Raw genomic sequence first — 18,828 nt, 5'->3', positions numbered from 1 at the left:
AATATCCCGGGGGAGCGGTGAACCGCAGGTTCGCCGTGGGGGCAGCGCCCCCCTCTCTAAGGCGTCACAGGCGCCGCGCCGTCAGTTCCGCGGCGGCACCAGCTTGCCGGGATTCATGATGTTGTCGGGATCGAGCGCCTGCTTGATCGTGCCCATGAGGCCCCAGGCGGGGCCGTGCTCGCGCTCCATGTAGCCCAGCTTGCCCACGCCGATGCCATGCTCGCCCGTCGCGGTGCCGCCCAGCGACAGGGCCAGCTCTACCAGGTGTTCCGAGGCGCTCAGCACGCGGGCCTTGTCGGCGGCATCCTCGGGGTCGAATTGCAGGATGGCGTGGAAATTGCCGTCGCCCACATGGCCGAGGATCGGCCCCTCGATGCCTTGGGCATCCAGGTGGCTGCGCGTTTCCTCGAGCGCGCGGGCAAGGTTCGAGATCGGCACGCAGATATCGGTGACCAACGCCTTGGTACCGGGCCTGTGAGCGACGATGGCGTGGTAGGCGGCGTGGCGCATGGCCCAGAGCGCGGTGCGTTCCTCGGTCTTGCGGGCCCAGTCGAAGCCCTTGCCGCCGAACTCCTGCGCCAGCGCGCCGAAGGTTTCGGCCTGTTCGGCCACGCCTGCGTCCGAGCCGTGGAATTCCAGCAGCAGATGCGGGCAGACGGGCAGGGCGGCGCCGGAATAGGCATTTACCGCCTCGACGCTTTGCGTGTCCATCAACTCGATCCGGGCCAGCGGAAGGCCCATCTGCACGGAGGCCATGACCGCCTCGACCGCGTCGCCCACGGACTCGAAGGCGCAGACGGCCGCCGAGATCGCCTCGGGCGTGCCCTGCAGGCGCAAGGTGATCTCGGTAATGAGGCCCAGCGTGCCCTCGGAGCCCACGAACAGCGCCGTCAGATCGTAGCCGGCAGAGGACTTGCGGGCACGGGTGCCGGTGCGGATGACCTCGCCGGTGGCGGTGACCACTTCGAGCCCCAGCACGTTGTCGCGCATCGTGCCATAGCGCACGGCCGTGGTGCCGCTGGCGCGGGTCGAGGTCATGCCGCCGATCGAGGCGTTGGCGCCGGGGTCGACCGGAAAGAACAGGCCCGTGGCGCGCAACTCCTCGTTCAGCGCCTCGCGGGTGAGCCCGGGCTGCACGCGCACGTCCATGTCGCCCTGCGAGACCTCGAGGATGCGGTTCATGCGCTGGAAGTCGACGCAGATCCCGCCCGAGAAGGCCTGCGCCTGTCCTTCGAGCGAGGTGCCGGTGCCCCAGCCGATCACCGGCACACTGTGGCGGGCGCAGGCCTGCACGATCCGGCGCACCTCGTCGGTGTTTTCGGGATAGGCCACGGCGTCGGGCGGGGCGTCCGCAAAATGCGTCTCGCTCCGACCATGCTCTTGCAGATCGGACTTGGACAGGCTGAGCCGTTGCCCTAAAACGGGCGATAACTCTGAAATGGCGTCCCTAATACCCATGTCGAACCCCCGCATTCCCCTAGAGCCGCACAGTATGCGAAGCGGTGCCTACAGGGAAGCGCCCTGCGTCACAAGGTTGGGGGCAAGCAGTTGACCGATACCGGGACAGCGCAGCACGGGGCCGGTCCGGGCCGGTTGCGACGCGGATCGCGACGGGCCAGGAGGGTCAGCCGGAACGCGTGGCGGGTGCTGCGCGACAAGGGGCCGAGCCAGTTCCAATTCTGGCTGATCGCGCTCGGGATCGGCATTGCCGCGGGGTTTGCCGCGCTGTTCTTCCGCAAGGGCATCAATGCGTTGCAGCTTTTGCTTTACGGCTCTGAAGACCCGTCGCTGATGCACAGCTGGGTGTCGACCCTGCCGTGGTACTGGGTGTTGGTGATCCCGGTGGGCGGTGGGCTGGTGGTGGGGGCGATCCTGCACCGTTTCACGCCCGATGGCCGTGTGCGGTCGGTGGCCGACGTGATCGAAGGCGCGGCGCTGAACGAGGGCCGGGTGGAAACGCGGGCCGGCCTGGCCTCGGCGCTGGCGTCGATGATCACGCTGGGCACGGGCGGCTCTTCGGGGCGCGAAGGGCCGGTGGTGCACATGGCCGGCGTGATCTCGACCTGGGTCAGCAACCGGATCAATGCCAACGGGATCACCGGCCGCGACCTTCTGGGCTGTGCCGTGGCGGCGGCGGTGTCGGCGTCGTTCAATGCGCCCATCGCCGGCGCGCTCTTCGCGTTGGAGGTCGTGCTGCGGCACTTCGCGCTGCATGCCTTTGCGCCGATCGTCATCGCCTCGGTTGCGGGCACGGTCATCAACCGGCTGGAATTCGGTGACGTGACCGAGTTCGCGCTTCCCGTGGCCAGCATGTTGGAATTCTATGTGGAATTGCCCGCCTTCCTGATCCTGGGGCTGCTGTGCGGGGGGGTGGCCTTTGCGCTGATGCGGGGGATCTTCTTTGCCGAGGGCTTTGCCGACCGGGTGCAGGCGCGCACAGGTCTGCCGCGCTGGCTGCGCCCCGGGGTGGCGGGGCTGATGCTGGGCATTCTGGCGATCGGGTTTCCGCATATCATCGGCGTGGGGTACGAGACCACCTCGAAGGCGCTGACCGGCAAGCTTCTGTGGAACGAGGCGGTGGTGTTCTGCATCCTCAAAGTCGTCGCCGTGGCGATCACCATCGGCGGGCGCATGGGAGGCGGGGTGTTTTCGCCCTCGCTGATGGTCGGCGCGCTGACCGGGCTGGCCTTTGGCCTGGTGGCGACGGCACTGTTGCCGCAATGGTCGGGCGCGCCGACGCTCTACGCGCTGGCCGGGATGGGGGCGGTGGCCGCCGCGGTGCTGGGCGCGCCCATATCGACCACGTTGATCGTGTTCGAACTGACGGGCGACTGGCAGACCGGGCTGGCGGTGATGGTGGCGGTGTCGATGTCCACCGCGCTGGCGTCGAAACTGGTGCGGCACTCGTTCTTCCTGACGCAGCTGGAGCGGCGGGGTGTCAGGCTGGCGGCCGGTCCCCATGCGTACCTGCTGACCATGTACCGTGCGGGGCGGGTGATGCGCGAGACCGGCGCCGAGCGGAGCGCGCGCGAGGACGCCTGCTGGGAGTTGATCGAGGACGGGGTCTATATCGACGCCAACGCGACGCTGGACGTGGCGATGCCGATCTTCGAGCGCACGGGCGTCGCGTTCATCCCGGTGGTGACGCTGACGGGCGAGGATGCGAAGCCCGAATTGCAGGGGGCGCTGTTCCATGTCGATGCGCTGAAGGCCTATAACCGCGCGCTGACGGCGGTTTCGGCGGAAGAGCATAGCTGAGGGAGAGGGCGGAATTTTGAGAAAATTCCGGGCAAGAATTTTCTGAAAATTCTTGGCGCCTAACGCACCAGTTGCGCCTTCATGCCCGGTTCGGGAAAGCAGGTGGCGGGCTGGCCCGTCGCCTCTTGCCAGCGGCCGATGGAACGGCGGGTTTTGAAGCCCGGCAATCCATCGGCGCCACCCACGTCGTGGCCCATACCCTCGAGGGCGCGTTGCATGGCGGCGATGTCGGAGCGGTACATCTTGCCCACCGCGCTCCACGGGGCGGAGAAATCGCCGACGCCGTACTGGATGCGGTCGCCGACATGGCCCACGTAAAGCGCGTAGAGGTCGGACATGTTGTAGTCCTTGAGCACGTAGAAGTTGGGCGTGACCACGAAGGCCGGGCCGTTGCGCCCGGCGGGCATCATCAGGAAGCCTTCGCCGCGGCGTTCGTGATCGGGGAAAGGGCGGCCCGAGACGCGGGTGATGCCCATGGCTTCCCATTCCGCGATGGGGCGGCCCTGGTCGGGGCCTTCGAGGGAACAGGAAACGGAAGCGGGCACGGTGATCTCGAAGCCCCAGTCGCGGCCCGCGACCCAACCGTGGCGGGCAAGATAATTGGCGATGGAGGCCAGCGTGTCGGGCACCGAGCCCCAGATATCGGCACGTCCGTCGCCATCGCCGTCGGCGGCGTATTGCAGAAAGCTCGACGGCATGAATTGCGGCTGGCCGAGCGCGCCCGCCCAGGAGCTGCGGAGGGGGCCGCTGGCGTGGCCGGCTTCGGCGATTTGCAGGGCGGCGATGAGTTCCTCGCGGAAATAGGCGGCGCGGGTGGCCATGAAGCCCTTGGTGCCCAGGACATCGAACACGTTGTGGGGGATCCTGGCGCGGCCATAGGCGCTTTCGCGGCCCCAGATGCCCAGCAGGATGCGACCGGGCACGCCGGTCTGTTTCTCGATCCGGGAAAGGGTGGATGCGTGGCGGCGGGCGAGATCGCGGCCAATGGCGGCGTCGCCCGAAACGCCGCGGAAATAGCGGCCCGGGGCGCCGAATTCGGATTGGGTCTGGCGTTTGGGCGTGGTGGCCTCGGACCCCGGCGGGACGAGGTCGGGCAGGTCCCAGTTGAGGCGGACGCCACTCATGGCCCGCTCGAACGTGGCGCGGGAGACGCCTTTTGCGCTTGCGGCGGGCCAGATGTCCTGTTCAAGCCAACTGCGGAATTGCTGTTCGATGGCGGCGCGGTCCTCTGCGAGGGCGGGCAGGGCCGTGAACAGGGCAAGAAGCAAAGCGCAGCGGGACAATAGGTGGATCATGCGGTCATCCTTCGTCAAAACGGGTGAGGCAGGCGGTGATGCGTTCGACGGCGGCTTCGTAGCGGGTGATCTCTTCCTGGGGGAGGTTCTCGTAGTCCTCCATCAAGAGGCCGCGTCCCTCGGTGACCGGGGTGGCGGAGCGCAGGGCGCAGGCGCGGTCGGGGCACGCGCAGGTGTCCACAGCCGCATCTTCGGCATGAAGAAGGCGAACATTGTCGGGATGACATGCGGCGAGGAAGGTGACGCAGAGCGCGAACGCGTATCGCATAACTGAGACCTCTCAGGAGGGATCGGACCCAAACCGGGTCAGACACGTCTCCTTGTCACTTTGGTACAGGGGTTTGTGCGATACAAGCGACGGCACCTCGATGCTGCCGAACGCGTCCAGGTAGGCTTGCTCATAACTTTCCATGTCGTCGAGGCGTTGAGCGGCCTCGGTAAGCGGCCTGTAAAAGTCCGCGTCGTCGATCCAGTCGAATTCCGTGCCGCGCGCTCGGTCGCGACCATGCACCGGGTTGGAGCGCATAATCTGGCGGTAGATCCGAACCGCGTTCAGAAAGCCGTGACAGCGCGCTGTCACGAAATCGGGTTCCGATACGAGCCTTTCCGAAATGGGTAAGAACGACTGTTCCTGATCCAAAGCCTTGCCCGGTGCCGGGGATAAAGCCGCAAGTGCGGAGAAGCCCAGGATCACGGCGAAACCTTTCACGGATCACCCCAAACTTACGCTCGCCGCGCTTTCGGGCAGTTCCTCGTCGAAGCAGCGCTGGTAGAATTCGGCCACGGTCTGGCGCTCCAGCTCGTCGCACTTGTTGAGGAAGGTCAGGCGGAAGGCGTAGCCCACGTCGCGGAAGATGCGGCTGTTCTGGGCCCAGTTGATGACGGTCCGGGGGCTCATGACGGTCGACAGGTCGCCGTTCATGAAGGCGGTGCGGGTGAGGTCGGCGACGGTGACCATCTGGCTGATCGTCTTGCGCCCGGCCTCGGTGTTCATCTGCGGCGTCTTGGCGATGACGATGGCGGTCTCGGCGTCGTGGCTGAGGTAGTTCAGCGTGGCCACGAGTGACCAGCGGTCCATCTGCGCCTGGTTGATCTGTTGCACGCCGTGGTAGAGGCCCGTGGTGTCGCCCAGACCCACGGTGTTGGCCGTGGCAAACAGGCGGAAGCAGGGGTGGGGCGTGATGATCTCGTTCTGGTCCAGAAGGGTCAGCTTGCCGTCATGTTCCAGCACGCGCTGGATGACGAACATCACGTCGGCGCGGCCCGCGTCGTATTCGTCGAACACGATGGCGACGGGGTTGCGCAGCGCCCAGGGCAGGATGCCCTCGTGGAACTCGGTCACCTGCACGCCTTCGCGCAGCTTGATCGCGTCCTTGCCGATCAGGTCGATCCGGCTGATGTGGCTGTCGAGGTTGACGCGTACGGCAGGCCAGTTGAGCCTTGCTGCGACCTGTTCGATATGGGTCGACTTGCCGGTGCCGTGATAGCCCTGCACCATGACGCGGCGGTTATGGGAAAAGCCCGCGAGGATAGCCAGCGTCGTGTCGGGGTCGAACTTGTAGGTGCTGTCGATGTCCGGCACGCGCTCGCTTTTGTCGGAGAATCCCTTGATGACCATGTCCGTGTCGATCCCGAAAACGTCGCGGACCGAAAGCTCCTCGGTCGGTTTCATGTCGTGATCCATGTTGCCGTCGGCCATCTGGCATGTCCTTCAATCGTCTGTTTTCCGCTCGCCCTTCCGTGCAACATATCGCCGGGAAGGGCAAGGGAAAGGGAAAGAATTACTGGCGCTCGCCATATGCCTGCCCTAGTTTCCGGTTTCGAAAGGAATGCGCGTTCCATGAAAGACCTCGAGGCTATCGAAAACCTTATCGGCCGGTGCGCCCTGAAGGACAGGAGCGCATTTTCCGATCTTTATTCCGCGACGTCTGCGAAACTATTCGGCGTGATCCTGCGTGTGTTGAACAACCGGGCCGAGGCCGAAGAGGTGTTGCAGGAGGTCTATGTCAAGATCTGGCGCAACGCCGATCGGTACAGCACGGGCGGGTTCAGCCCCATGACGTGGCTGATCACGATCGCGCGAAACGCGGCCATCGACATGCTGCGCAAGCGCAAGGGGACGGGCGAGCAGATGCCGGAGGGACTGGCTGAAGCGATGCCCGATTCCGCACCGGGGCCGGAGTCGCAGGCCGTGCAGGCCTCGGAGCGGGAAAAGTTGGACGGGTGCTTTGACGAGCTCGAGGCCGACCGCGCGCAGGCCGTGCGCGGGGCGTATCTTGACGGAGAGACCTATGCCGACCTGGCGGCGCGGTTTGACGTGCCGCTGAACACGATGCGAACCTGGCTGCGCCGCAGCTTGTTGAAACTGAGGGAGTGCCTGTCGCGATGAGCGAGGTGCCGGAAAAAGACGACGACGTGGTCCTGGCGGGTGAATACGCGCTGGGATTGCTGTCGGCCGAGGAGGCCGCGGCCTTCGAGGCGCGTCTTGGCGCCGAACCCGCGTTGCGCGCGCTTTACGTCCAATGGGCGGAAGATTTCGCCCTGCTGGCCGAGGAGATTCCGGAAAAGACCCCGCCGGCGCGGGTGAAGGCGACGCTGGACCGCCGCCTGTTCGCGGACGAACGTCCGGCGCGGCGCGGATTGTTCGGGTGGTTCGGACTGACAGGACTGGCCGCGGTGGCGCTGGTGGCGGCACTCTTCTTCGTGGTGGACCTGCCTGGTACGGGCGTGCAGCCCCCCGAAAACCCGGTCTATCATGCCGATTTGCGGGCCGAAGGTGAGGAAGAGATCATCCTGGCGGCCGGCTATGACGCCACCACGCAGGAGATGTATGTCGAACGGCGCGGTATGCAGGACCGCCCCGGCCGCGATATCGAGATGTGGCTGATCGCTGGGGAGAACCCCCCGGTGTCGCTGGGCGTGCTGCCCGACGATGAACGCATTCGTCTGCCGATGACGCCGGAACAGATCGAGGTGTTGCAGGGCAGCACCTTGGCGATTTCGGATGAACCCGAGGGCGGCTCGCCCACCGGGGCTCCGACAGGCGACATCCTGGCTACCGGTCCGCTTGAGGACGTCTGACGGAAAATTTCCGAAGACAGCTGAAACTTTCCGCCCACCGCTTCCGTGACTGCGTGTGAGTTGGGCAAAAAGCCCGGCTTGAGTGCATTATGTTAGGGAGTAGAGATATGTTTAACCTGAAATCCATGACCGCCGCCGCGGCCGTCGCGACCACCGCGACCGTTGCCCATGCCGACAATCCGATGGTCGGTGGCGCGGCGATGTATGCCGACAGGACGATCGTCGAGAACGCCGTGAACTCGGCCGATCACACCACCCTGGTCACTGCTGTTAAGGCTGCGGACCTTGTCGATACGCTGTCCGGTGACGGCCCGTTTACCGTGTTCGCGCCGACGAACGCCGCCTTTGGCGAGCTGCGTGAAGGCTCTGTCCAGGCTTTGCTGCAACCGGCGGCGAAGAAACAGCTGACCGAGATTCTGACCTGCCACGTGGTGTCGGCTGATGCGATGTCGACGGCGATCAGGGGCATGGTCGACGATGACGGTGGCGCGCACATGGTGCCGACCGTGGGTGGCTGCATGCTGAAGGCCACGTACCAGGGCAACACCATCATGCTGGAAGACGAGCGCGGCCGCGTGGCCAACGTGACCATCGCCGATGTCGAGCAGTCCAACGGCGTGATCCACGTGATCGACACGGTGATGCTGCCTGCCAGGCAGTAACAACCTCGCTAGCTGGGGAACGGGGGGCATCCGCCCCCCGTTGACGTCCGAACGACCACCTAAGGAGGATACGATGCAACGACGCAAATTCATTCTGTCGGCCCTCTCGGGGGGGACCATCCTGACCGCTTTGCCGGGCTTTGCCGCGCCGGGGTCGTTCGAGGTGACACGCACCGAGGCGGAGTGGCGCGAGATGCTGACCGATCTGGAATACGAGGTCATGCGCGAGGAAGGCACCGAACGCGCCTTCAGCAGCCCGCTGCACGATCTGTATAAATCGGGGACATATCATTGCCGCGGTTGCGACCTGCCGCTTTATTCGTCCGAGACCAAGTATGACAGCGAAACCGGCTGGCCCAGTTTCTGGAAGGCGATGCCGAACGCCATCGGCACCAAGCCGGATCGTTCGCTCTTCGCGACGCGGACCGAGTGCCATTGCCGCCGTTGCGGCAGCCACCTTGGGCATATCTTCGACGACGGGCCGCAGCCCACGGGCAAACGGCACTGTCTGAACGGCGTCAGCCTGACGTTCCGCGAAGCCTGAATTCCGGGCCCGAGTGCGCGCCGGGGAGTTTCAGGGCCCGGAACGGTACGAGTGACCCGGCGCGCCCCTTCGATGGCATCTACTTGAAGTTGCGGCTCTGCTTGATCTGGTCCCAGGCCCAGACAACCTGTTGCAACTGCTCTTCCTGGCTGCGGTCGCCGCCGTTGATGTCGGGGTGCAGCACCTTGATCAGCGCCTTGTAGGCCTTGCGGATCTCGGCCTTGGAGGCGTGCTCGCTGGCCTCGAGAATCTCGATCGCGCGACGTTCGGTGGGGGCAGCTTGCGCTGGCCGCCGCGGTTCTTGCCGGGGTTTTGCGTGGCATTGCCGCCCAGCACCTGATGCGGGTCCTCGATGCCGAGGCGCGCCCAGGCCCGGGCCTCGGGGTCGTTGAACGCCTTGGTCTTGCGCTCCCACACCTTGTCCGAGGACATCTGGGCATTCATCTCGGCCTCGGTGGTGCCGTTGAAGAAATTCCATTTCAGGTTGTACTCGCGCACATGCTCTTGGCAGAACCAGTAATAGTCGTCGAGCACATCGGGCGCCTTGGGGGCACGATAGACGCCCGGCTTGTCACAGCCATCGTGGTCGCAGATGCGCGTCGAGGTTTCGGACGCGCCGGACATGCCCCGCCGGCCGCGCGGATTTTTCTTTTTCGCGGACGAAACGGACATGTCGAAACCAAACGGATCGGATTTAGCCATTGGCATTCCCTTTGCGACTCGAGGCCAAGAGTGTATGTGATTGCGCGGCAAATTGAAGAGGAAAGATCGGGAATTTCCCCGCTTGCTTCGATCTGCCTCGCCCGGGTTACTCGCGCGGTTTGTCGGGGTCTTGGGGCAGGTCGGGTTCGTCGTCCCCGGTGTCGGTGGCGTCGATGCTATCCTCTTGCGAGGACTGAATTTGTTCTGCCTCGCCTTCGGTCTCCAGCGTCTCTTCCTCATACTCGTCCCAGGGCAGCGGCGGCGGGCTGTCGACGCCTTCAAGCTCTAGTGGGCGGCGGAATACCAGCATGCTGCGATAGACCGTCTGCGACGAGGTCAGGCCCTGGCGCTCTTCGCTGGGCAGGATGTCGGCGCGCAGGTATTCCCAGCCCTCGAGCGCCAGTTCGTTGATCACCGTCTCGAGCCCGTGGGCGAAACGGCCCTCGGCGCCCTTGACGCCGGGGCCCTTGCGGCCCTTGGCGGGGGCGGGGATGACCTTGTACTCGTATTTCTGGATCACGGGGAAACCTCCGAAAATTGGCAGGACATCGTAACGTTCCTGAGCCCGGGTGCAACATCAAACCTGAGGGGGCGGCGGTCAAGCGCCGGACCAGAGATCCTCGTAGACCTGTGCGATAATCCCGGCTTCTTGCGCGACGCTGAAATGGGTGCAGGCAATGTCGCGGGCGGCGTGCGACATGGCAGCGTGGCGATCGGGGTCTGACAGGAGGGCGGCCAGCGCGTCGGCGACCTGGCCCGGGTCGTCGGGGACGATGATGCCGGTCTGACCCTGGCTGGAAAAGCTGCGGTAATAGCCCGTGTCGGTGGCGACGAACGGCACGCCCGAGGCCATGCCCTCGAGCGGGGTCATGCCGTAGCCTTCGTAGCGGGGCAGCTGGACGATGGCGGAAAGTGACCGTGTGAGCGCGGGCAGGGCGTCGGGCGCGACCTCGCCGGGAAAGAGGATGCGATCGGTGAGGCCGGCGGCGGCGATCTGCGCCTTGAGCTTGTCGAGGAAGGGCTGGTCGGACCTGGCTGCGCGGCCGATGACGAGAGCGGTGAGGCCGGGTCGTTGTGGCAAGAGGCGCAGCATGGTGGCGACGAAGCGGTCGGTGCCTTTCTCGGGCCGGATGCGGCCGATGGTGGCAACGCCATGGGTGCCGGGATAGCCGGTGGCGGCCCATGCGGCGGCTCGGTCGGTGGCAGGCGTGAAACGGGCGGTGTCGACGCCGTGGGGCGCGACGGCGCGGACATGGGGGACAAAGCCGGCAGCGGCCTCGGTCGTGGCGATGACGGCATCCATGCGCGAGATCAGCCAGCGCGGGAAGGCCGAATGCCGCCGGATCGCGGCGGAGGTAAAGACGATGCGGATGGGGCGGCGCAGCACGTCGCGGACGCAGAGGGCCGCGCGCATTTCGGGATTGCGGCGGACGTGCCAGATGGTGAAGGGGCGGCCCGGTGGTGGCGTCCTGGACAGGGTGGCGGCCTGCGCCTTGCTGACGGGATCGGGGCAGCCGGGCAGGCGGTGGCCCGCGAGCGCGAGGTCGTATTGCTCGACCTGGCAGCGCACGACGCTGGCGGCGGTCGAGGACACGCCGGTGAAATTGCGGTTGAAATTGGTGACGATGAGGTCCGGCACGCGGATCGGCTTTCCTTGAGGCTCGGGGATCGTGCTAGCGCAGGCCGAGCGCCTTGGAAAGGGTGGCAGCAAAGTCGTCCAGCACATCGGCCTGCGTGGCGGCGAAGGTGCGGGTGCGGTCGCGCAGGGCGTCGAGTGCGGCGGGGTCGTCCAGATAGGTGGTCAGCTTGGCACCGAGGTCATCGGAGTCGGCCACTTCGATACAGGCGTCTCTGGCCTGCATCTGGGCGTAAGCCTCGGCAAAGTTGGCGTAGCGGGGCCCGTGCAACACGGCGGAACCGGCATGGGCGGGCTCGAACGGGTTGTGGCCGCCGACGTCAGAGAACGTGCCACAGACACAGGTGAGCGGGCTGAGGGCGTACCACAGCCCCATCTCGCCCAGCGTGTCGGCGAGGTAGACGCGGGTCTGTCCGGTGATGGTCATGCCCGTGGAGCGGCGGGCGCCTTCGAAGCGGTGCTCGGCGATGAGGCGCTCGATATCGTGGGCGCGTTCGGGATGGCGCGGCACGAGGATCAGGAGCGCGTCGGCATTGCCGCCGGTCATGGCGCGGTGGGCCGTGAGCACAACCTCGTCCTCGCTCGGATGGGTGGAGGCGGCAAGCCAGACCGGCCGGCCGGCGATGATCGCCTGCATCCGGTTCAACTCTTCGCGGTTATAGGGCAAAGGGCCGGCGACGGATTTGAGGTTGAGCCCCGGTTCTGCCTGGGCAAGGCCGAGGTCGCGCAGGTGGTTTGCGGTGCGCTCGTCCTGGCAATGGATCAGGCGGAAATGGTTCATGAGATGGCGCGCGGTGCGGGGGAACCGCTTCCAGTTGCGGGCGGAGGTGTCGGAGATGCGGGCGTTGACCAGTGCCAGCGGGACGCCGGCCTGGTGGGTGAGGCGCAGCATCTGGGGCCAGAGCTCGCTTTCGACGAAAACCGCGGCCGAGGGGCGCCAGTGGTCGAGGAAGCGGGTCACGACGCGGCGGGAATCAAGTGGTGCGAACTGATGCGTGGTGCGCGGCGGCAGACGGTTGCCGACGATCTGGGCCGAGGTGGCGGTGCCGGAGGTTATGAGGAAGGACAGGCCGGTATGGGTTTCGCCCAACTGCTCGATCAGGCGCAGGACCGAGAGGCTTTCGCCGACCGAGGCCGCGTGGAACCACAGCAAATCGCCCTCGGGCCGCGTCGCGGTGGCGTGGCCCAACCTTTCGGTCAGGCGGTTTGCCGGAATACCCTGCCGGGACAGGTTTTCCGAGACGCGGCGATAGGCCAGCCGCTCAAGCAGATTGGCCGCCACGCCGTAAAGACGCACGGGCAGGGGCGCGGCAGTGTGGGGCATCAGCCGCCGGTGTGGCTCATGTGGCGGGAGACGCGCCCGTCCACGGTCTGGCGGGAGTAGTCGAAATCGTGGCCCTTGGGCTTGCGGGTGATGGCCTCGCGGATGGCGGCCTCGAGCGGGGCGTCATCGTTCGGCGTGTTGCGCAGGGGCGCGCGCAGGTCGGCCATGTCTTCCTGGCCGAGGCACATGTAAAGCTCGCCGGTGCAGGTCAGGCGCACGCGGTTGCAGCTTTCGCAGAAATTATGGGTGAGCGGCGTGATGAAGCCGATCTTCTGGCCGGTTTCTTCCAGCCGCACATAGCGGGCGGGGCCGCCGGTACGCTCGGTCAGTTCGGTCAGGGTGTATTGCTCTGCCAGGGTGCGGCGCAGGTCGGAGAGTTTCCAGTACTGGTCCAGCCGATCCTCGTTGCCGATATCGCCCATCGGCATGACCTCGATGAAGGTCAGGTCCATGTCGCGGGATTTGCACCAAGCGACGATGTCGAAAAGCTCGTCCTCGTTGAAGCCCTTGAGGGCGACGACGTTGATCTTGATCCGCAGGCCCGCCGCCTGGGCCGCGTCGATGCCCTTGAGAACCTGGGGCAGGCGGCCCCAGCGAGTGATGTCGGCGAATTTCTTCTCGTCCAGCGTGTCGAGCGACACGTTCACCCGGCGCACGCCCGCGGCATGGAGATCTTCGCTGAACCGGGCGAGTTGCGAGCCGTTGGTGGTGAGCGTGAGTTCCTTGAGGTCGCCGCTGTCGAGGTGGCGTTTCATGCCGTGGAAGAAATGCATGATGTTGCGCCGCACCAGCGGTTCGCCGCCGGTGATCCGCAGCTTTTCCACGCCCATGCGCACGAAGGTGCTGCACATGCGGTCAAGCTCTTCCAGCGTCAGAAGTTCCTTCTTGGGCAGGAAGGTCATGTTCTCCGACATGCAGTAGACGCAGCGAAAATCGCAGCGGTCGGTGACGGAGACGCGCAGGTAGGAGATCGCGCGCTGGAACGGGTCTATAAGTGGTGCGGTCATGGGGCAGAACGTATGCAACCCGCCGATAAACGGCAAGGGGCATCTTGGCAATTGAAGCCCGGGCGCAAGGATCATAAGGTGACCGTATGAAACGATTTGTCTGCCTTGTCGCCTGTACGTTCGGCCTTTCGGCCTGTGATATGTTGCCCACCATGCAGCAGCAGGCGCCGCCGTCCGAGCCCGCGCCCGAGAGCGCCGAAGCCGGGGCGGAGGCACAGACCGCGGGTATCGCCCCGCCGGCCAATGCGCAGACCGCCGATCAGTTCGACACCACCACCGAAGAAGAACGGACGGCGGCGGTCGAAGAGGCGCAGGGCGGTGGCGGCGACAGGGACCTTGGCACCACGGTCGCGTCGCTGGGCGCAGTGGCCGAGCCGGGCATCTGGATGAAGACCCCGCTGGTCTCGGCCCCCGGCAAGGGCCGGGTGGAGTATCCCGCGAAGGGAACCACCGTGGCTGTGGACCTGATCCCACTGGACGGGGAGGCGGGATCGGGCAGCCAGCTGTCGCTGGCGGCGATGCGGCTGTTGGAAGCGGATTTGACGGGGTTGCCCGAGGTAAGGGTTTTCGCGACAGGCGAGTGAACCCTGCCGCTGAAACTACAGCAGCTTTTCGGCTTCCTTTCGGGCGAAGGGCTTCATGTGGCGGCCGTTCTCGGCCATGAAGGCGCGCACGCGGTCCGGGTCATGCTTGGACAGGTCCCGCAGCCACCATGCGACGGATTTCTGAATGAACCACTCGCTGTCCTGCACGTAGGCCGCGGCCCAGGCCAGCACGCGTTCGCGCGCTTCGGCCTCAGTCGGTCTGAGATTGTTGAGCTTGGCCAGAGGCAGGGTGACGACCATCGCGGCGCGGCGGATCCAGTGGCTTTCGGAGGTGGTCCAGGTCTCGACCTCGTCCATGCGGGTGAGATCGGCCATGAGCCGCTTTTGCCCGGCCGTCATGGCGTGGTCGGCGATGGCCCAGCTGTCGAGGTCGGGCAGCCACGCGGTGATGAGCGCCCAGACGGCATCGTCGGGCGTGATCCGGGCTTGAGTCAGCAGCTTGGCGGCGGCGAGGCGGGCCTCGAAGATGTTCGTGCGCCAGAGCGCGTCGGCCAGCGCCACACGTTCCTCGACGCCAAGCGCGCGGCGCCATTCGGTCGTCAGGTCATTGATCGCCGGGTTGGGCACGCCGAGATAGTCGCGCGGCACCTTGTGATAGTCCGCCATGCCTTCGGCCCGGCCGGGTTCGGCATGGCCGCGAAGCTGGTCCAGGGCATCTTCGAGCGTCATTCCACGGTCACGGACTTTGCGAGGTTGCGCGGCTGGTCCACGTCGGTGCCCTTGGCGACGGCGGTGTGGTAGGCCAGAAGCTGTGCGGGCACGGCATAGAGGATGGGCGACAGGACCGGGTCGACCTGTGGCAGGACCAGCGTCATCCAGGTGTCGTCGGCGGCCGCCTCGGCGCCGGGGGCGTCGGTGATCAGCATCACCTTGCCGCCGCGGGCCATGACCTCCTGCATGTTGGACACCGTCTTGTCGAACAGCCCGTCGCGCGGGGCCATGACGATCACCGGCATCTTCTTGTCGATGAGCGCGATGGGTCCGTGCTTCAACTCGCCCGAGGCATAGGCCTCGGCGTGGATGTAGCTGATTTCCTTGAGTTTCAAAGCGCCTTCGAGGGCCAGCGGATACATCAGGCCGCGCCCGAGGAAGAGCGCGTTGTCGGCCGTTGCCAAGCGATTGGCGGCCTTGTGGAAATCGGCGTTCAGTTCCAGCGTGTTGTTGATGGTCGAGGGCAGGCCGCGCAGGTGCGACAGCAGGTCCGAGATGCGCGCAGGATCAAGCGTTTCGCGGTCGGACGCGGCCTTGATCGCCATCAGCAAGAGCACGGTCAGCTGGCAGGTGAAGGCCTTGGTGGAGGCCACGCCGATTTCGACGCCCGCATGGATCGGCAGGGCGAGGTCGCTTTCGCGGGCGATCGAGCTTTCGGGGACGTTGATGATCGACAGGATCTTGGCCGCGCGCCCTTCGCAGAAACGCAGGGCGGCGAGCGTGTCGGCGGTTTCGCCCGACTGGCTGACGAAAATGGCGCCGGTCCTGGCAGGGATCGGTGGCTCGCGGTACCGGAACTCGGATGCGATATCGACATCGACGGGCAGGCCGGCCAGTTGCTCGAACCAGTATTTCGCGGTCAGGCAGGCGTAATAGGCGGTGCCGCAAGCCACCATGGTCAGGCGGTCGTACTGGGTGAAGTCGAGTTCCGGCTGCGGCAGGGTGAGGCCGTTTCCGGCCTCGGACAGATAATGGCGCAGGGTGTCGCCGATCACCGCGGGCTGTTCGGCGATTTCCTTGGCCATGAAGTGCTTGTGCCCGCCCTTGTCGACATGGGTGCTGTCGATCTGAATGGTACGGACGGCGCGGTTGGCGCGGTTGCCGCGGGCGTCGATGATGTCGAGCGTGGTGCGGGTGACGACGGCGATGTCGCCTTCCTCCAGATAGGTGATCCGGTCGGTGAGGGGGGCGAGCGCAATGGCGTCGGAGCCGACATACATCTCGCCGTCGCCGTGGCCGATGGCCAGCGGGCTGCCCTTGCGGGCGGCGACGATCAGGTCGTCCTCGCCATCGAACAGGAACCCGAGCGCGTAGGCGCCTTCCAGCCGGGCGATGGCGGATTTGGCGGCCTCGACAGGGGTCTGGCCTTGCTGCATCAGGTGATGGACCAGCATGGCGACGGTCTCGGTGTCGGTGTCGGTCTCGTGCGCGAGGCCCGCATCGGCCAGTTCGCTGCGCAGTTCGCGGAAGTTCTCGATGATGCCGTTGTGGACCACCGCCACCGGCCCGGCCTTGTGCGGGTGGGCGTTGACGGTGTTGGGTGCACCATGCGTGGCCCAGCGGGTGTGACCGATGCCGGACTTGCCGCGCAGGGGCTCGTGCACCAGTAGGTCCGACAGGTTCACCAGCTTGCCGACGGCGCGGCGGCGGTCGAGCTGCTTGCCGTTGATCGTGGCGATCCCGGCGCTGTCATAGCCGCGATATTCAAGGCGTTTCAGCGCCTCGACGAGGATGGGCGCGGCTTCGTGCTTGCCGAGGACCCCTACAATTCCACACATTATCCTGCCTCTTTCGCTTGCTTGGCCCGTCTGGACTTTAGCATTTCGAACAATTTGCGCGCCATGCCCGGCTTGTTGGCCTGCGGGCTGCGGGCGATGGCGAGCGCACCTTCGGGCACGTCGCTGGTGATGACCGAGCCGGAGCCTGTCATCGACTCGTCGCCCAGTTTCACCGGCGCGACCAGCATGGTGTTGGAGCCCACGAAGACCCGCGCGCCGATCTCGGTGCGGTGCTTCATCACGCCGTCGTAATTGCAGGTGATGGTGCCCGCGCCGATGTTGCTGGCCTCGCCCACCGAGGCGTCGCCGATATAGCTGAGGTGATTGACCTTGGCGCCTTCGCCGATGAGGGCGTTCTTGACCTCGACGAAATTGCCGATGCGGGTGTCCTCGGCCAGTTCCGCGCCGGGGCGCAGGCGGGCATAAGGGCCGACGATGGCGCCGCGCGAGACGTGGCAGCCTTCGAGATGCGAGAAAGCGCGGATCGTGGCGCCGGATTCGACGGTGACGCCGGGGCCGAAGACCACGTTGGGTTCGACGATCGTGTCGCGGCCCAGCACGGTGTCATAGGCGAAATGGACGGTCTCGGGGGCCGTCAGCGTGATGCCGTCATCGAGCGCCGTGGCGCGGGCGCGAGCCTGGAAGGCGGCCTCGGCCACGGCCAGTTCGGCGCGGGAATTGATGCCCATCGTCTCGGCCTCGGGGCAGGCGATGGCGGTGGCCGAGAGGCCCCGGTCGTGGGCGATGCCGACGATGTCGGTGAGGTAGTATTCGCCCGCCGCGTTGTCGTTGGTGACGGCGCGGATGAGGTCGAACAGCATCGGCGCGGAGGCGGCGATGACGCCGGAATTGCAGAAGGTGATGGCGCGGGTGCTGTCGTCGGCGTCCTTGAATTCGACAATTTTTTCAAGGCGGTCGCCGGACATGACCAGACGGCCATAGCGTCCCGGATCGGCAGTGTCGAACCCCAGGACGACCACGTCGTGCCGGGTGCGGGCCTCGACCATGCGGTGCAGCGTCTCCTCGGAGATGAAGGGCGTGTCGCCGTAGAGGACGATGGCGTCGCCCTCGTAGCCCGCGAGCGCGGCCTCGGCCTGCGCAACGGCGTGGGCGGTGCCGTCCTGGGTGGCCTGATGCGCGGTCAGGATGTCCGGGTCATAGTCGGTCGCCGCCGCCGCCACGGCCTCGGACCCGTGGCCGGTGACCACGACGGTGCGATCGGGGGACAGGGCCGACCCGGCCCGCAGGGCGTGGACCAGCATCGGCGCACCGGCGATCTGGTGCAGCACCTTGGGCAGGTCCGATTTCATGCGGGTGCCCTGGCCCGCGGCCAGGACGATCAGGCTTATGCTCATATGGTTTCTCTTTCCTTCCTGACGCGCCCGTTTTATCCGGTTGCGCAAGCCGTGCAAGGCTGGGCCGTATCAAAGATGATTGCGGGATGTGACAGGGGCGGGCGGAATTGTGCCGACCGTTGCAGGATGACAAGAGGGGGCGAAGTATGGGTGATGGTCCGGGCACGGTGGTGTTCGATCTGGACGGGACGCTGGCGGATACGAGCGGCGACCTGATTGCCGCCGCCAATGCCTGTTTCCGGGGGATGGGCGTCGGCGATCTGCTGGATCCCGTGGCGGATGCGGGCACCGCGCTGCGCGGGGGGCGGGCGATGCTGACGCTTGGCATGAAGCGGCTGGGGCGGGCAGATGATTTTGACGAGATCGACCGGCAATATCCAATTCTTCTGGAGGCTTACGGCGAGGCGATCGACACGCACACGGTGTTCTATCCCGGTGCGATGGACGCGGTGGAGACCCTGCGGCTGGCGGGGCATCCGGTGGCGATCTGCACCAACAAGCCCGAGGCGCTGGCGCTGAAGCTGATGACGTCCCTGGGCGTGCTGGACCGCTTTGGCGCGTTGGTGGGGGCCGACACGCTGGCCGTGCGCAAGCCCGATCCCGAGCCGTTGCGCGAGGTGGTGCGGCGGGTGGGCGGCGATCCGGGCCGCTGCCTGCTGGTGGGGGACACGGTAACGGACCGCGAGACGTCGAAGGCGGCCAAGGTGCCGTCGGTACTGGTGACGTTCGGGCCGGGCGACGAGGATGTGCGGGCGCTGGAGCCCGAGGCGACGATCGACCATTTCGACGAGTTGCCCGAGGTAGTGCGCAGGCTTTTCGCCTGAAACCCGGTTTCGGGAAAGCGAAATGCCGCTTTTCGGCAGGCGCTTG

19 protein-coding genes and 1 pseudogene are annotated in these 18,828 nt (G+C 66.1%); 7 read left to right on the top strand and 13 right to left on the bottom strand.

Features of this window, described 5'->3' with window-relative positions:
* Nucleotides 1-81: 81 nt before the first annotated feature.
* Nucleotides 82-1,458, bottom strand: coding sequence for an FAD-binding oxidoreductase (locus tag ACSQ76_RS13650; RefSeq protein WP_437157011.1), 1,377 nt, complete (start codon nt 1,456-1,458; stop codon nt 82-84).
* A gap of 135 nt (nt 1,459-1,593) precedes the next feature.
* Here ACSQ76_RS13650 and ACSQ76_RS13645 point away from each other — a divergent pair, with 135 nt between their 5' ends.
* Nucleotides 1,594-3,258, top strand: a complete 1,665-nt coding sequence (locus tag ACSQ76_RS13645) for a chloride channel protein (protein ID WP_437158207.1) — start codon at nt 1,594-1,596, stop codon at nt 3,256-3,258.
* 59 nt (nt 3,259-3,317) lie between these two features.
* Here the strand turns inward: ACSQ76_RS13645 and ACSQ76_RS13640 are convergent, their stop codons facing one another.
* Genes ACSQ76_RS13640 through cobS form a run of 4 tightly spaced genes read right to left on the bottom strand, consistent with a single transcriptional unit; the run spans nt 3,318 to nt 6,252 of the window.
* On the bottom strand, nt 3,318-4,553 hold the full coding sequence (locus ACSQ76_RS13640; RefSeq protein WP_437157010.1) for a lytic murein transglycosylase: 1,236 nt from the start codon (nt 4,551-4,553) through the stop codon (nt 3,318-3,320).
* A 4-nt stretch (nt 4,554-4,557) separates the two neighbouring features.
* A complete protein-coding gene (locus ACSQ76_RS13635) occupies nt 4,558-4,821 on the bottom strand; it encodes a hypothetical protein (RefSeq protein ID WP_437157009.1) in 264 nt (87 codons plus the stop codon).
* 12 nt (nt 4,822-4,833) lie between these two features.
* Entirely contained in the window at nt 4,834-5,262 is a 429-nt protein-coding gene (locus tag ACSQ76_RS13630) for a hypothetical protein (protein WP_437157008.1), read from the bottom strand.
* Nucleotides 5,263-5,265: 3 nt separating this feature from the next.
* Nucleotides 5,266-6,252: a cobaltochelatase subunit CobS gene (gene cobS / locus ACSQ76_RS13625; RefSeq protein ID WP_437157007.1), complete on the bottom strand. Its 987-nt coding sequence runs from the start codon at nt 6,250-6,252 to the stop codon at nt 5,266-5,268.
* A 141-nt stretch (nt 6,253-6,393) separates the two neighbouring features.
* On the opposite strand from cobS, the gene ACSQ76_RS13620 reads away from it, so the two are divergent.
* The 4 genes from ACSQ76_RS13620 (at nt 6,394) to msrB (ending at nt 8,840) form a co-directional block, all read left to right on the top strand.
* Nucleotides 6,394-6,942, top strand: coding sequence for a sigma-70 family RNA polymerase sigma factor (locus ACSQ76_RS13620; protein ID WP_437157006.1), 549 nt, complete (start codon nt 6,394-6,396; stop codon nt 6,940-6,942).
* Nucleotides 6,939-7,634 carry an anti-sigma factor gene (locus ACSQ76_RS13615; protein WP_437157005.1) on the top strand — a complete coding sequence of 232 codons (696 nt, stop codon included), beginning with the start codon at nt 6,939-6,941 and terminating at the stop codon, nt 7,632-7,634. The genes ACSQ76_RS13620 and ACSQ76_RS13615 overlap by 4 nt, the downstream gene beginning before the upstream one ends.
* Nucleotides 7,635-7,741: 107 nt before the next feature.
* Nucleotides 7,742-8,296 carry a fasciclin domain-containing protein gene (locus ACSQ76_RS13610; protein ID WP_306130623.1) on the top strand — a complete coding sequence of 185 codons (555 nt, stop codon included), beginning with the start codon at nt 7,742-7,744 and terminating at the stop codon, nt 8,294-8,296.
* A 73-nt stretch (nt 8,297-8,369) separates the two neighbouring features.
* Nucleotides 8,370-8,840 (top strand): peptide-methionine (R)-S-oxide reductase MsrB, encoded by a 471-nt coding sequence (gene msrB, locus ACSQ76_RS13605; RefSeq protein ID WP_437157004.1) that lies wholly within the window; start codon nt 8,370-8,372, stop codon nt 8,838-8,840.
* Nucleotides 8,841-8,919: 79 nt separating this feature from the next.
* On the opposite strand, the pseudogene ACSQ76_RS13600 reads toward msrB, so the two are convergent.
* The 5 genes and pseudogenes from ACSQ76_RS13600 to moaA all read right to left on the bottom strand — a co-directional run bounded on the left by ACSQ76_RS13600 (nt 8,920) and on the right by moaA (nt 13,509).
* A pseudogene (locus ACSQ76_RS13600) lies at nt 8,920-9,542 on the bottom strand (J domain-containing protein).
* A 106-nt stretch (nt 9,543-9,648) separates the two neighbouring features.
* Nucleotides 9,649-10,062, bottom strand: a complete 414-nt coding sequence (locus ACSQ76_RS13595; protein WP_437157003.1) for a DUF4177 domain-containing protein — start codon at nt 10,060-10,062, stop codon at nt 9,649-9,651.
* Between the two features lie 78 nt (nt 10,063-10,140).
* Nucleotides 10,141-11,181: a glycosyltransferase family 4 protein gene (locus tag ACSQ76_RS13590; protein WP_437157002.1), complete on the bottom strand. Its 1,041-nt coding sequence runs from the start codon at nt 11,179-11,181 to the stop codon at nt 10,141-10,143.
* Nucleotides 11,182-11,215: 34 nt separating this feature from the next.
* Nucleotides 11,216-12,502, bottom strand: a complete 1,287-nt coding sequence (locus ACSQ76_RS13585) for a 3-deoxy-D-manno-octulosonic acid transferase (protein ID WP_437157001.1) — start codon at nt 12,500-12,502, stop codon at nt 11,216-11,218.
* Nucleotides 12,502-13,509: a GTP 3',8-cyclase MoaA gene (gene moaA / locus ACSQ76_RS13580; protein ID WP_437157000.1), complete on the bottom strand. Its 1,008-nt coding sequence runs from the start codon at nt 13,507-13,509 to the stop codon at nt 12,502-12,504. The genes ACSQ76_RS13585 and moaA overlap by 1 nt, the downstream gene beginning before the upstream one ends.
* Nucleotides 13,510-13,595: 86 nt before the next feature.
* On the opposite strand from moaA, the gene ACSQ76_RS13575 reads away from it, so the two are divergent.
* Nucleotides 13,596-14,093: a hypothetical protein gene (locus ACSQ76_RS13575; protein ID WP_437156999.1), complete on the top strand. Its 498-nt coding sequence runs from the start codon at nt 13,596-13,598 to the stop codon at nt 14,091-14,093.
* Nucleotides 14,094-14,108: 15 nt separating this feature from the next.
* Here the strand turns inward: ACSQ76_RS13575 and ACSQ76_RS13570 are convergent, their stop codons facing one another.
* Genes ACSQ76_RS13570 through glmU form a run of 3 tightly spaced genes read right to left on the bottom strand, consistent with a single transcriptional unit; the run spans nt 14,109 to nt 17,958 of the window.
* Nucleotides 14,109-14,783 carry a DNA alkylation repair protein gene (locus ACSQ76_RS13570; RefSeq protein ID WP_437156998.1) on the bottom strand — a complete coding sequence of 225 codons (675 nt, stop codon included), beginning with the start codon at nt 14,781-14,783 and terminating at the stop codon, nt 14,109-14,111.
* Nucleotides 14,780-16,603, bottom strand: coding sequence for a glutamine--fructose-6-phosphate transaminase (isomerizing) (glmS, locus tag ACSQ76_RS13565; RefSeq protein WP_437156997.1), 1,824 nt, complete (start codon nt 16,601-16,603; stop codon nt 14,780-14,782). Before glmS ends, ACSQ76_RS13570 begins: the two co-directional genes overlap by 4 nt.
* The gene (gene glmU / locus ACSQ76_RS13560) at nt 16,603-17,958 is read right to left on the bottom strand and encodes a bifunctional UDP-N-acetylglucosamine diphosphorylase/glucosamine-1-phosphate N-acetyltransferase GlmU (protein ID WP_437156996.1); all 1,356 of its coding nucleotides are present in this window, start codon (nt 17,956-17,958) and stop codon (nt 16,603-16,605) included. The genes glmS and glmU overlap by 1 nt, the downstream gene beginning before the upstream one ends.
* Nucleotides 17,959-18,104: 146 nt before the next feature.
* Here glmU and ACSQ76_RS13555 point away from each other — a divergent pair, with 146 nt between their 5' ends.
* Nucleotides 18,105-18,782 carry an HAD-IA family hydrolase gene (locus ACSQ76_RS13555; protein WP_437156995.1) on the top strand — a complete coding sequence of 226 codons (678 nt, stop codon included), beginning with the start codon at nt 18,105-18,107 and terminating at the stop codon, nt 18,780-18,782.
* Nucleotides 18,783-18,828 lie beyond the last annotated feature (46 nt).

The sequence above is a fragment of the Roseovarius sp. B08 genome (assembly GCF_051417955.1).
Taxonomy (GTDB): domain Bacteria; phylum Pseudomonadota; class Alphaproteobacteria; order Rhodobacterales; family Rhodobacteraceae; genus Roseovarius.
The sequence above is the reverse complement of the archived record's forward strand: the minus strand, read 5'-3'. Positions and strand labels throughout refer to the sequence as shown.